The 15,184-nt window shown below is 56.7% G+C and carries 3 protein-coding genes; all 3 read right to left on the bottom strand.

The window, feature by feature from the left end:
* Positions 1–2,187: a type I secretion system permease/ATPase gene (locus tag OGX86_RS18840; RefSeq protein ID WP_286640373.1), complete on the bottom strand. Its 2,187-nt coding sequence runs from the start codon at positions 2,185–2,187 to the stop codon at positions 1–3.
* Complete coding sequence (locus tag OGX86_RS18835; RefSeq protein ID WP_048225125.1) at positions 2,184–3,593, bottom strand: TolC family outer membrane protein; 1,410 nt, start codon at positions 3,591–3,593, stop codon at positions 2,184–2,186. The genes OGX86_RS18840 and OGX86_RS18835 overlap by 4 nt, the downstream gene beginning before the upstream one ends.
* 100 nt (positions 3,594–3,693) lie before the next feature.
* A complete protein-coding gene (locus OGX86_RS18830; RefSeq protein WP_286640372.1) occupies positions 3,694–14,898 on the bottom strand; it encodes a BapA/Bap/LapF family large adhesin in 11,205 nt (3,734 codons plus the stop codon).
* Positions 14,899–15,184: the final 286 nt, after the last annotated feature.

Here is a 15,184-nt window from a genome sequence, read left to right as displayed (position 1 = left end):
TCATGCGGATTGGTTTTCATTTTTCCACTCCCGACCGTGAGTTGGGGCGGGTGCCCGGCTCGCATTTAATGCCTGCGCTTTCGGGGCATCCATGACCAGTTGGCCTTCTTTTAATACCACCACGCGCTCGACCAGCTCCAGAACCGGTACGCGATGGGTGGCGACAATCAATGTGCGGTTGCCCAGCCACTGGTTCAGGCGCTGAATAAACTCCCGCTCGGTATGTTCATCCAGCGAGGCGCTGGGTTCGTCGAGCAGCACGATATTGGGCGATCGCAGCAGCATTCTTGCCAGCAGGATCGACTGCCGTTGTCCACCGGACAAACCGTTGCCGCCCTCCATAATGGGATGCGCCAGCCCTTTGGCGAGCTGTTTAACGAAAGCTGCCGCGCCGCTGACCTCCAGCGCTTCGAAGATCTGCGCGTCGCTGGCATGCGGTGCGCCGAGGGTCAGGTTCTCGCGTAGGGTGCCGAAAAACAGCCGCGCGTTCTGGCTAAGAAAACCGATGTTGCGGCGTAAATCAGCCATATCGATCTGCGCCAGACTCAGGTTGTCGAGCCGGACATCGCCCTGGATAATCTCCACACCGCCCGCCATGGCTTGCAGCAGGGTTGATTTCCCGGCACCGTTACGCCCGAGGATTGCCACGCGCTCGCCGGGCATGACCTCCAGGCGCGAGATGCGCAGCGGAACGCGCTGATCGTCGCTGTGGTAGCGAAAGTGTGCGTTCTCAAACAGATAATGACCGTGAAAAATCTCCTGATGCACCCGGTCTTCATCGTACTGTGTTTCAGTGGGGAGCTGCATGATGCTATCCAACCCCATCTTCGCCGCCTTAACCTGTTGCCAGCGGGCCAGCACGCCGCACAGATTAGCCATTGGGGCAATCATTCTGGAACCGAGCATCGAAGCGGCCACCACGGCCCCGGTGGTCATCGTGCCTTCAATGACCATCGGCGCGCCGAACATAATGATGGCGGCGTAGACCAGACTTTGTACCGACATGCCCCAGCCAATCAGCCCCTGAGTCAGCCTGCGCGTACGCAGCCCGGACTCTCCGGTAATGCGGATGTAGCTGTTCCACTGCTGTAAAAAGCGGTTTTCCGCCTGCATCAGCTTGATGTCTTCCAGCCCCTGAACGCTCTCGACCAGCACCGCGTTGCGCAGGGTGGATTCATGGGCAGCCTGGTTGGCGAGCACCGCCAGTTTCTTCTGTAACAGCAAACCGGGCAGGATCATCAGCAGGGCCGCTACGGGCGCTATCCATGCCAGAGGCGGGGCAATAAAAGCCAGCACCACGATAAACAAAAAGAAAAACGGCAGATCGACAATGGTCGACATGGTCGAGGAGGTGATCATCTCGCGAACTTGTTCCAGCTCGCGCAGTTGAGAAATGAAACTCCCCGTCGAGCGGGGGACGGCGCTGTTACGCAGCCTCAACGCATGGCTGAATACGCGATCGGAAATGCGCATATCGGCGCGTTTGCCGAGCAGATCCATGATGTGGGTACGCGCTTCACGCAGCAAAAAGCCAAACAGCACTGCCACCAGAACGCCAGTGGAGAGAACATACAGCGTTGGATAAGACTGGGCGGGGATCACCCGGTCATAAACCTGCATAGAAAAGATAATCCCGGCGAGCGACAGAACGTTAATCAGAAAGGCAGCAATCATGACCGGAAGATAAGGACTAATGTCTTTTAACACCAGTTCGCGCATCCAGTCGGGCTTGAAGCGCGAAATATAGCGGTCTACCCGACTGTCCTTCAGCGCCGACAGCGGGCGCAGCGCGGTAATGCTCACGATCTCCGGCAGAAGTTCTGCAATCGTTAACCGGTTACGCTGGCCTTCTTCGGCGATGATAAACACATCCAGTGCATCTTCGCCGTTGAAATGTTCTATCACCATTAGCTGGCCGTCGCGCAGTTCCGCCACCACCGGCAGACGCCACTGACCGAACGCCTGCGTGGCGGTATTCAGCGTATGAAATGACAGTCCAGCCTGACGCGCCAGTTGCGATAGGGCCGTTGCCCGGCTTTTTCCCGCAAACCACGGGGCGTTGGCCTGGATTGCGCCGGGAGAACAGGCCACGCGATAGTGATTGGCAATATGCGTCATCGCCTGCGCCCACTGGCTAAGAGCGTGTTCGCTAATCGCATCTTCTGCATGTGAATCGAGGTCGCTCATAGCTTGATCTCCACCGATTGAATGCTGCGATTATTTAAGGCGAACGCCTGGCGAAGCGAGCCAGTGTTATAGAGGCAGTTCAGCTGGAGCTGGCGCAGCTGGTTTTGAGTCTGGAGTTCGGCAAAACGGGCCTGATACACCTCCTGCTCGGCGTTAAGCACGTCGAGCAGCGGGCGCGAACCGAGGTCCAGATACTGCTGTTGATAAAGCTCGCGTGTTTGTTCACTCAGTCGCTGCTGGCGGCGCAGAATCTGCAGGGCGGTGGCGAGGCTAATTGCCTGGCTGCGGGACTCCAGTAATTTTTGTCGTACTTCGAGTCGGGTGCGCTGGATGGAGTATTGTGCAGACTCTACCGCATGGCTGGCGGCGTTGCGCCTGGCGGTGAGTCCGCCCCCCTGATACAGCGGCATCTCAACTTTTACCCACGTGGAGTACTGGGTTTTGTCGAGCACCTCATGGCTGGGGTATTTGTCGTTGAGATAATGCTGAACCGACGGTTCCAAAGAGATGGTGGGCGTCATCTGCGCGTTGGCGTAATCGAGATTTGCCTGTGCCACATTCGCTTGTGCCCAGGCCGCCAGTACCGCGGGAACCAGTTTATCTTCCGGTTTGACCACATCGCAGCTGCTGTCCAGTTTGGCCGGGAATTCGTTGCTGATGCCGTTAAGTGAGTTCCAGCCGAGGTAACTCATCAATGTGGCCTTACTGCTGTCGAGATTGGCCTGATACTGCGCCAGCTGAGAACGCGCAGACTCGATACGCGCATCGGTTTGTACCACGTCGGACAGCGAGGTTGCCCCTTCATCATTGCGTTGTCGGGTCAGTCGACCAATGTCGTTTAAGGCGGTGAGCTGTTCTTCGGCGGCATCCACCATTTGTTGCCACGTCTGCACCTGGACTATCGCGTTGGCGGTTGCGTGGGCGATGGTATCAATACTGAGTAACACATTCGCCTGCTGTTGTGCGGCTCCGGCGGTCTCGGCGCGGACCTGGCTTGCCACTTTGCCGAAGTCGTACAGCATTTGTGACACCGAAATAACCAGCGCCGGGCTAAAGCCGTGGTCGGTATAGGTATTGCTGTAACCGTTATTCATTCCGGCAGAAACCTGTGGGTAATATTTCGATTTCGCCACGTCGATCTGTTCGTTTTGCGAAAGCAGTTTGCCGATCGATTCACGAATAGAAGGATGCCAGCTCACGGCACGACTTACCGCGTCGTTGAGCATCAGGTTGCCGGGTGCGGCAGCGCTCAGCGGCAGATCGGCAACCGCGCCGTCCAGCGAGGGAAGCATCTGGCTGGTGGCCAGTCCTTCCGGCGTAATAATTTGCGGTTCATCTTCGGCATTCACCCGCAGGGTACAGAGCGTTAATGCCAGAAGTAATGCAACAGGCGCGACATTTCTCATAGTTTATCCCTTACAAAATACGGCAGCGACGACTGTTATTGCCCCGGACGTCATGGCATCCGGGGCTGTAGTTATGGCGCTTTAACGCATTGCGTTAACGTCAGGGCACGATGTGATTTTGTTGCACCAGCTCATCGAGCGTGGTGTGTACGTTCTCCAGCGTTATGAGATTGGTTGAGTGATAAGTGTTGCCCGTACCGTCGCGGTCGATGGCAATCACCGTGTTGTTACCGCTGGTGGTCATGGTGAGGTAGTTGCCGAGCGTAGCGTTCTGCCCGTTCCAGCCCACCAGCAGGTCGCCGATATCGATTTTGTCACCCTGGGCCAGCGAGAAGTTGGTCCAGGTGTCGGTAGCGCCATTGCTAATGTTGCCGCCAGTAGCGTCGTTGACGTTGAGCAGGTGATAAATCAGCGTATCGCCGTAGGCGCTGCCAGTCAGGCGATCGGCATCGACGGTACTCACCACTTGCGGATTCATATTGATGGTCAGCGTAGCGGTATCGGTATGGCCATTCTGGTCGTTAAGGGTGTAGGTAAATGTCTCTTTGGTGACAATGGTGGAGAGCGAGACATCGCTGTTGAGGGCATAGGTGTAATGACCATCAATGCCAATGGTCAGTTTGCCGTACAACCCGTTAATGATGGCGCTGGTCGTGCTACTCAGCGGATCAAGCGTGGCGGTACTGCCGCCCGTGCCGTTCACCGTCAGCAAGGTATTCACGCTGGCAATATGGTCTCCGTCATAAATATTGCCGGTGATGCTGTTCGCTGTGGAAGTCTCGAAGTTTTGCAGGTCGATTATCGTACCTTTCACGCTGGGGGTGATGGTGATATTCCCCAGCCCCAGCCCCCCGACGCTTCCGGTATAGTCGAGGCGATAGTTGCCGGGGTGCAGTACGATCCCGCTCAAGGCTATATCGATATTGCCGCCAACCAGCAATCCGCCATTGAAAGAGTTACCGGCAATCTTGATGTTGTTGCTGTCATACAGCGCCCAGGTGACGGTCAGCCCGCCCAGCGTCAGACCTGACGCGACGTTAAAATGCAGTATGGCGTTTTGCACTGCCGTTCCCGTAGCGATTTCAATGACGCCAGTACCACTTTTTGAGGTGGGTGAAAGGAGTTGGGCACTCCAGCTGGCGTTCCCGACGCTGTCGTCGGTAAACGACCGGGAAGTATCAGCCTGGGTGGTGACCGCCATCGTGCTGCTGACGTCATTTACTGCATCCAGCGGCTGCGGTGTTGGTTTGATATTCAGCGATGCGCTGCCGGTATCGCCGTTTGGCGCTTTGACCTTATACACGAAGCTGTCCGGCGTATTGATACCGTCTGCGCCTAGTCCGCTTTTCAGCGTGTAGGTGTAGTTCCCTTTCGCATCAATAATCAGCGTGCCGTACTGTCCGTTAATGGTGGTAGTGCCCGTTGTGTTAACGGTGACACCGTTCACTTCGGTGATAACGGTATTGGCCGGAGCCGAGTCGTTGACCAGCAGGTTTCCATTGGTTGTCGCACTCAGGCTGTCGACGGCGTAGGTGTGATCGGCCTTAATATCCAGGGTGTAGCCGGTCAGCAGCGTCAGACCGCCGGAAGCGTTAAGCAGGAACAGGTAGTCACCGCCCGGCAGGGTGATGGTGTAGTCCGTTGAGCTACCTCCTAACAGCGCCGTGACCCAGTTAGGTTTCACGCGGAACTGCTCATACTGCTGAATGGACTCGTTGAAGCGATAAACATAGAGATCAAAACCGCCAACCGTGACGCCGAGAACGCTGGCCTTGACGGTCAGCGTGCGGGTTGCGCCATCATCCACATTAAATTTGATCGGATTGGTTAAACCGTTAACCAGACTGACATCCAGCACATTACCCAGTCCGACGTTGGCGAGGGTGAAGCCGGTTTGCTGTGATGTGCCATGATCAACCGCGATGACCTGCGTCCCGTAAGTCAGCGCAGCCACATCGTCTGCCGCGGTTACCGTACTGGTGGTGGGAGCCTGACCGAGCGTTACCACCAGTTTTGCCGAGGAGTGATCGCTGCCATGCGTCAGCGTGTAGGTGAAACTTTCAGAACGGCCATACACTGAGATTGACGTATCGGTCAGGGTATAGGTGTAGCTACCGTTCTGATTGATATGCAGGATGCCGTATTTCCCCTGCACATCAATGCCGCCCGACGGGATGTTCACGACGTTGCCGCTACCGTCGGTGATGGCGGTAACCAGCGTGCCGGAAGGGGCATTATCCTGCCCGTTGGCGGGATCGATATCGGTGATGATATTGCCAGACTCGGTAGTACCGCCGGTGATGGTTCCTGCGCTGGCTTTTACCACAGAGACATCAAGGCTGGTGTATGCTCCGGTCGCCAGCAGGTTGGTGTTGTAGCTGACCACGCGGTAATCACCACCAGTCAGTCCGCTGTAATTGAGCGTTACGCCTGAGGCGCCCAGAGTGAGGAGGCTGGCAAAGTCTGGTTTTCCGGTATCCACCACCGTCACCCAGGCATTCAGCGCGGTGTCAAAGCGCTGGATGACGACTTCAAGCGTGTTTAACAGCGACAGCACTACGCCGGTCGCTGCGGCATTGATTGTAATGGATCCGCTGCCGCCAGAAGCGATGCTGAAATTCACGCTTGCCGTATCGTTCCCCAGCACGTTGGCGACATTTCCCAGCGCATTGACCAACAGGAAACCATAATCGCTTTGATGCTCGGTGCTGACGGTGACATCGGTTTGTAGCGGCAGGCTGGTGACATTGTCTTCAGCCAGCAGCGGCAATACTGGTGCGAGAGCGTTTGTCGGCGATGAGGTATTTCCCGCCGCATCGGTCGCCGTGGCGGACAGCGACTGCCCTTCAATCTGGCGAACCGGCAGGTTGACGCTGTAGACACCGCTGCTGTTGGCGATTGCCGTCACGCTGGTGCCGCCGGGCAGAGAAATGGTGACCGTGCTTCCCGCTTCGGCGACGCCGCTGACGGTACCGCCATCGGCGCTGATCAGGAGCGTTGGCGCGGTCGGTGGCGTGGTGTCCACGATCACGCTGAACGAACCGGACAACCCACTTGCGCCGTTGGCGTTGGTTGCCGTGGCGGTAAACGCATGGTTACCTTCGCTGAGTGCACCGGATGGGGTAAAGCTCCAGATCCCGTTACCGTCTGCGGTCGTGAAGCCCATTAGCACGCCGTTGTTGTACAGATTGATGACGGCGTTAGCTTGCGCCGTTCCGCTGAGCGTTGGCAGGGTGTCATTGGTGGTTTTACCGGGAGCGACGGGTCCCATGATAGTGCCGACGTCATCGAGCACGCTGGCAATAACAGGCGCAGGTGGTACGCCGGTAAACGGTGCCAGCACGTTACCCGCCGTACCGATGTTGCCTGCGGCATCCTGTGCGCTGACCAGCAGAGTTTGCCCACTGATTTGCGGTGGGTTCAGTGTGAAGGTGAAATTACCGGAGGCGTTGGCGGTTGCCGTGCCGAGCACCGTTCCGCCGCTGGAGGTAATAATGACCGTGCTGTTTGGCTCGGCAACGCCGGTGAGCGCGGTGCCGTTGGCGTTTACCGCCAGCCCGGTTGGGATACCTGGGGCAACGGTATCGACCACGATCGCTGCCGCAGACGATATACCACTGGTATTACCCGCGCTGTCCGTTGCGGTGATGGTAAACGAGTGGGTACCTTGTGCCAGCGCGGTAGTCGGGGTGTAGCTCCAGTTGCCGCTGCCATCCGCCGTTACGCTGGTGACAAAGCTGCCGTTATCATAAATATCAACTCGCGCGTTGGCTTCCGTGCTGCCGTTTAACGTTGGGCGCGCGTCGTTGGTCGGCTGATTGCTGCCAATCGGCCCGGTATTTGGCCCAATATCATCAATAATGCTGCTGATTGAAGGCTGCGTCGGCGCCGTGGTGTCAACTACCACGCTAAAGCCTGCCGTCGCGCCGCTGGTGTTGCCCGCCGCATCAGTGGCGGTGACAGTGAAGGTGTGCGATCCATTCGCCAGCGGTGTGGTTGGGGTAAACGACCAACTGTTATTGCTTTGCACCAGCGCGGTACCCAACAGGGTGCTTCCGTCATAGATGCTGACGGTACTGCCTGCCTCGGCGGTGCCGTTCAGCGTCGGGCGCGCATCGTTGGTCAGCTGTCCGTTGCTGAGCGCTGCATTGAACACGCCGCCTGCGATATCATCCACCACAGAGACCAGCAACGGGACGGATGGTGCAATGGTGTCGACATTAATCGTAAACCCGCCTGAGACAGGACTCACGTTCCCTGAGGCGTCGGTGGCGATGGCGGTAAACACATGCTGACCGTTGCCAAGTGTGGTGGTCAGATATTCCCAGGTGCCGTCTATCGTCGCAGTCACCGTTGCCAGCAGCGCGCCATTATCGTAGATGGCTACCCGGGCACCGGCTTCCGCTGAACCGCTGAGTACGGGACGGGTGTCGTTGGTAAAGGCTCCGTTTGATAGCGTTCCGGTTCCCGGCTGCACGTCATCAAACGCCTGGATAATCGTTGGCGCAAGCGGGGCGACGGTATCAACAACGATGTTAAATCCTGCAGACGTCGGGCTGATGTTTCCGGCCGCGTCGGTGGCTGTTACCGTCAGCGCGTGGTTACCGTTGCCAAGTTGGGTTCCCGGTGTGAAGGTCCAGGTGCCCGTACCATCCGCTGTGGTAAAGCCGATAAACGATCCGTTATCGTAAATTCTCACCGTGGAATTGGCTTCAGCCGTACCGCTAAGCGTCGGGAGTGGATCGTTCGTGGCCTGACCGTTGTTCAGATTTCCAATCAGTGGGCCGACATCATCCGCAACCTGAGTAATCACTGGTGCTGTCGGTGCCAGAGTATCGACGGTGTAGGTAAAGCCACCAGAAGGCAGGCTGGTATTGCCTGCGCTATCTGTAGCCGTGACGGTCAGAGTATGCTGGCCGTTACCTAATGCCGCGGAGGGTGTAAAACTCCAGCTTCCGCCTGCGCCGACGATGGTGGTGCCAATGGCCTGACCATCGCTCAGGACGGTAATCGTCGCGCCAACTTCACCGGTACCGCTGAGCGCCGGGCGACTTTCGTTGCTGATTTGCCCGTTGGAGATAGGCCCGGTTGTCGGAGCGGTATTGTCCTGAACGGTCAGAATTACCGGTGCAGACGGGGCAATTGAATCCACCAGTACCGTGAACGAAGAGGAGGCTCCGCTGGTGTTGCCAGCCGCATCCGTCGCCGTCACGGTAAAGATATTTTCCCCCTGCGCCAGCGCGTTTGTCGGGGTGAAGCTCCAGTTACCGGCTCCATCGGCATTTGCGGTGCCAATGATCGTACCATTACTGAGAATAGTGACAATGGCATTGGGTTCGGTAATGCCATTCAGTGTGGGTTGGGCATCATTGGTCAGTTGGCCGTTGGTCAACTGAGTGCTTCCTGGCTGATCGTCGATGACTGACAGAATAGTTGGCACTACTGGTGGGAGTGTGTCGACCAACAGCGAGAATGGCGCGGTTGCCGGGCTGACGTTACCAGCAGCGTCCGTGACCGTGGCGGTCAACGCGTGATTGCCCTCGCCGAGCGCCGGAGAAGGCGTAAAGCTCCAGTTGCCGCTTCCGTCGCTGGTGGTTGTGCCAATCACCGTGCCGTTATCGCGGATGGTGACTACGCTATTCGCTTCGGTAGTACCTGCCAGGGTTGGCGTATTATCGTTGGTTGTCTGCCCGGAAATGAGTGTGGTTGTTCCACCTACATCGTCAGTTACTGACACAATAACTGGCGCACCAGGCAGGCCTGTGTCCACCGTTATTGGGTACGATGCGGATGGGACCCCCTGATTGCCAGCCGCGTCAGTGGCGCGCACGGTAAACGTGTGAGGGCCGTCATTCAGGGCATTTTGCGGGGTAAAGCTCCAGTTTCCGCTGTTGTTAACGGTAGTGGTGCCGATGGACACGCCGCCGTCATAAACCGTAATGGTCGCCCCAATCTCGCCAGTACCACTCAGTGTTGGGCGCGTGTCGTTAGTGCTTTGTCCACTGCCGACGTTGCCCGTCACCGGAGCCACGTCATCAGTAACGGCGGTGATGCTTGGTGCGAGCGGCGCGGTGGTATCGATGGTAATGGCATAGTTTGGCGACTGGCCGCTGGTGTCGAGTCCAACCGTTTGAGAGACCGCGTAGTTCCAGGTCGTGCCGTCCGCCAGCGCGCTGGGGATGGTGTAGCTCCAGGCACCGGTACTCGCGTCAGCCGGGATGGTGATCAGCAGGATTCCGTTTTGGTAGATATTTACATCAGCGCCGGCTGTTGCCACGCCTTGTAAGGTTGGCTGCGTGTCATTGGTCGTTTTTCCGTTACCAATTTCAGTTAAACCGGAAGGAACATCGTCGATGATTTGCAGAGTCGGTGGGTGTGGAAGGCCCGAGATTGAGGCGGTAAACGATGTTTCTCCGCTTTGGTTGCCCGCCGGATCCTGAGCGATCGCGTTCAATGCTTCACCCGCCGTCTGAGCCGGTGAAATCGTGACGGTGTATGCGCCGGTAATGCTGTCAGCAACGGCCTGGCCGAGGACCGTGGTGCCATTTCTGATAATAACGGTGCTGCCTTTTTCGGCCGTCCCGCTCACCAGCGTACCGTTATTATCTATGGTGGTTACGATGGGGGCAGTCGGCGCTTGCGTATCGGTTGTTATAATTACCGGGTTGCCCGCCGGGAGGCTATTGCCTGCCGCATCCTGCGCGCCAAAGGTCAGCGTATGTTGCACATTGGGCGAAAGCGGAACGTCCACGCTCCATTTGCCATCGGCTCCCACCGTGATGTTTAGCGGGATGAGATTGCCATTATCATAGATTAGGATCGTACTGCCCGGTGTTCCCGTTCCGCTGACGGTGGGGGAGAGATCGTCCGTCACGCTTCCATTGCCGAGTGTACCGGTAATCACACCGACGTCATCTGCAATATCGGTCACCTGCGGGGCGGTAAGCGGTGTCGAATTCACCGTAAACGAAATGCTGTTTGAGGTGCCGCTGGGGTTGCCTGCAGCATCGGTGGCGACTGCCGTCAGCGTGTAGGTGCCATTGGGCAGCGCCGTCGTCGGAGTGATAGTCCACAAACCATTCACTACGGTCGTGGTGCCGATGACGGTAGTATCGTTATATAGCGTAATGATCGAGCCGCTTTCCCCGGTTCCGCGCACGGTCGGCGTACTGTCATCGGTTGTGCCGTTCTCTGCAATATCTCCCTGAATAGTGCCTGCGTTGTCATCTGCCGCCTCGATCGTAGGCGTTGCGGGAGGCGTAGTATCAATGTTCAGGGTGACGGCAGTCGACGGCTGGCTGACGTTGCCTGCCGGATCGGTTGCGGTGATGGTGACCTGATAACTGTCCGGGTTAATATCCGTGGTCGGCGTAAAGCTCCATGTGCCGTCTGCACCAACCTTGGTGGTGCCCAGTGGTGTGGTATTGCCGTCGAGATACACCGAAATAACATCCCCCGACGTACCGGTGCCGCTAAAGGTTGGCGTGGTGTCATTGGTATTGCCATTCGTGACCACGCCCGTTACCGGAGCCACATCGTCGGTAATGACAGGCGCGCCAGGCTGCACGGGGGGCGTATTGTCAACCGTCAGGGTAAAGCTCGCCGACGGGATCCCCGTATTGCCTGCTGCGTCAGTCGCTGTGGCGGTGAATTTATGCGGTCCTTCAGGCAGCGCATTCGGTGGCGTAAATGTCCATGTACCGTCAGGCTGGACGGTGGTGCGACCCAACGTTGTGCCGTTATCAGCAACGGTGATGGTTGCTCCCGGCTCGCCAGTACCAGAAAGAACAGGGGTGGTACTTTTCGTACTGCCGCCGTTTGCCAGGGGGAGGGTAGCGCCGCCTATCAGTCCCTCTCCGGCGACAATAATCGGAGCAGCAGGTGGCGTGGTATCGATGGTTAACGCAAAGCTTGCGGGTGTGCTGGCATTACCTGCGGCATCTGTCGCCACGGCGGTCAGCGTGTGCGGCCCTTCGCTTAGCGGTTGAGTCACCTGAATGCTCCAGTTACCGTCCGCCGGTACCAGTACGCTGCCAATAGGCGTCGTGCCGTCATACAGCGTGACGGTTGAACCGGCAACACCCGTGCCGTTAAGTTTTGGTAGCGTATCGTCCGTACGCTGGTTGGTTGGTAGATCGCTTTGGATGCTGCCGACATTATCCGTCATGCTGAGAATGACTGGCGCGGCAGGTGCTTGTGTATCAACCGTGATAGTCACAACCGTTGGTGAGGTGGTGACATTACCTGCCATATCCGAAGCCAATACCGTGAAATTATGCACCCGGTCAGTGAGCGGAGCGCCATCGGGCACTGTATAGCTCCAGGTCCCGGAGCTGGTGACGAGGATAGTGTCCAGTAAAGTGCCATTGTCAAACAGGCTAACTAACGAACCTGGCTCACCGGTGCCTGAAATCGTCGGCGTGTTGTCGTTGGTGATGCCACCGTTGTTCGCAACGTCGCCGGTTATCGTACCGACGTTATCGTTCACCAGCGTGATTGCGGGAACTGTGGGCGCAATGGTATCGACAATGATTTTCCAGCTTGCCGCGCTACTGGTGTTATTCGCGGCGTCTGTGGCGGTCACTGTGAAGATATGAGCGCCCTCGCTCAGCGCCGAGGCTGGCGTATAGTTCCATTTACCGTTGTTATCAGCGGTAACGGTCGTCAGCAGGGTACCGTTATCGTAAATTTTGACCTGAGAACCTGCTTCAGCGGTGCCTTCCAGTTTAGGTTTGCTATCGTTGGTGACGTCGCCGTTATTGAGAGGGCCCTGGTACATGGGCTGGTCATCCGTTACAGCAGTGATGATGGGCGTTCCGGGGGCGGTAATATCCGGTGCCAATGCGGAAGTCGGCTGACTCTCGTTGCTGCTGCTGTCCGTTGCGGTAACGTTTACCGTTTCGCCGTTCATTTTTGACGGCGTAATCGACACTGAGAAGTTGCCGCCGCTGTCTGCCTGGCCTGTGCCGATCTGATTACCATTGCTGTCTTTTACAGTGACGGTGCTTCCCGCTTCAGCATGTCCGCTTACAGAACCACCGTCCCCGGCGACGGTGACGCCGGTTGGCGCGTCAGGCGCCGTGGTATCCGGGGCGGTAATCGCGCTGTTGCCGCTGGTATTGCCAGCCGCATCCGTCGCGTTGGCGACAAGATGTTCTCCGTTGGTCTGCGGCGGAACCAGCGTGGCGGTGAATTCTCCGTTCGAACCAGCGGTTGCTGTTCCAATTATCGCGCCACCAGGATCCAGAATATGTACCGTACTGTTGGGTTCCGCCATGCCGGTAACCTGATCGCCTGTAGGATTAATCACCAGATTAGCTGGCGGCAGCGGGGCCGTGATGTCTGGCGCGAGCGCGGTTTCCGGTAGGCTTGGGTTCCCGGCGGGATCGGTGGCGATAGCGGTAATGGTTTCACCATTGGTCTGAGGCGGGTTAATGGTGATGGTAAATGAGCCATCCGTTCCGGCGACGCCGCTGCCGATCTGAAGACCGTTATTATTATTGATGGTCACGGTACTTCCTGGTTCGGCTGTACCGGTGACGACAGAGCCGTCGGCAGATACGTTCAGATCGTCCGGCGCTGACGGTGGCTGAGTATCGATAGTGATATTGAATGCCGCTGACGTTCCTCCCGTGCCCAGGTGGTTGGTTGCTGTGGCGGTGAAGGAGTATGAGTCGTCCTGCAAGTTGGTGTTGGGGGTCCAGGTCCAGTTGCCGCTGGGATCGGCTTGTACGCTTATAACTAACACCCCGTTGTTATAAATGTTAACCGTGCTGTTGGCGTCAGCGGTACCCGAGAGCGTGGGCGTTTGGTCGTTGGTGGCCTGATTATTGCTCAACAGACCGGTTGAGGGAGCAAAATCATCCATTATGCTGACGATAACGGGTACGCCCGGGTAGCCAGAGTTAGTGGCATTGAAGGAGGTATCTGGCCCGATGTTGCCTGCCTGGTCCTGAATCTTCGCGATCAGTGCTTCACCGTGCGTCTGTGAAGGTGAAATCGTGATGGAGAAATGGCCGCTTTGGTCGACCCTGATTGAACCTAAAACCTGATTATTACTACCAATTATAGTGACCAGGCTTCCCGCCTCCGCACTACCGGTTACCGTTGTGCCTTCCGGATTAACGGAGGAAATGACCGCGCCTTCAGGCGGAGTAGTATCGACAGTGAATGTCGGTACGCTCGTTTCCGCGCTCACGTTACCCGCGACGTCAGTTTGCGTCAGCGTCAGATTGTGAACACCGTCGCTAAGCGGCGTGTCAGGTGTAAACGTCCAGTTACCATTGTCATCCACCTGAACCATGCCAATCAGAATGCCGTTATCAGAAATGCTGATGTAAGAACCGGCTTCGCCTGTGCCTGTGAGCGTTGGCGTGGCATCGTCGGTTACGCCGTTATTGGCGATAAGACCGGTAATAGAACCGACATTGTCAATTTCCTGCGTGACGACAGGGGGGTCGGGGGCAAGCGTATCGACAATAATCTCCCAACTGTCCGACATGCCGCTGCTGCCCGTACCGTCTGATGCACTGACGGTAAACTTGTGGGTACCGTCTGCGAGTGGAGAGGATGGCGTAAACGACCAGTTGCCGTTGGCATCGATAGTGACCTGGCCGATTTCGACACCGTTATCAAAAATATGCAATGTGGCATTTGCGGGGCCGGTGCCCTGGAGAGTAGGCGTATTATCGTTGGTGGGTTCCTGCTGATTAACAGGACCAGTAATCAGCTCCTGGTTATCGATTACGCTGGTGATAACGGGTACATCAGACATGTTAGGGGTTGTTGTTGGCGGTGAGCCGCCATCGCCGTCACCATTACCACCGTTGCCATTACCGTTGCCATTTCCGCCGTTACCGTTTCCGGTGTTATTATCACTCCCGCCACCACCGCCACCACCCGCCGCGAGGCCAATTCCGCCTGCGACCGCGATCCCACCAAGAACCCACGGCCAGACGGCACCGCCTTCATGGCTTCCCTCGGCAGTCATTAGCGGGGTGAGATCGTCCAGATGCTGGAAATGGAATGCCCCATCAGTATCCTGAACCCACCACAGCGCGCCATTACTGTCTTCCAGAACAAGCTGGTTTTGCGCATCACCTTTTCCCACGTAGAAGTTCTTAATGGTGATGGTTTCACCTGAGCGGAGTGTGACAACCAGATCCTGATTAACGCGTGTCAGTTGACTCACCTCCTCACGCGACACCGACAGTTTCACGATAGAAGGCGAACTGAGCGTAACTTCAGAGGATTCAACATTTGTGGAAACGCCAGTTAATTTTGATACAACGGCGAGTAGACGCATATGTTCACTCCTGATGGCATGTCGGGAGTATTAATCCGCAACAGCGCGCTGGGAAAATGAGCAGACAGGGGCCCCGTTCATCATAAAGATGAATTTAGACATGTAATTACATTGATTAGGTCATACAGATGTTCGTTTACTTATCAAATACGTTCGGGCCCTGTTAGCTGAATAGTTCTTTCGTATTAGATGATATAGTCAGAAAGAATGTATTCTGCAACTTATCCATATTAAAAATATATTTAGCTAATTGAAAAGTATACTTTCCGGTGTGTATTTAATGATT

This window comes from Citrobacter sp. Cpo040, assembly GCF_030332915.1.
Lineage (GTDB): Bacteria > Pseudomonadota > Gammaproteobacteria > Enterobacterales > Enterobacteriaceae > Citrobacter > Citrobacter portucalensis.
The sequence above is the reverse complement of the archived record's forward strand: the minus strand, read 5'-3'. Positions and strand labels throughout refer to the sequence as shown.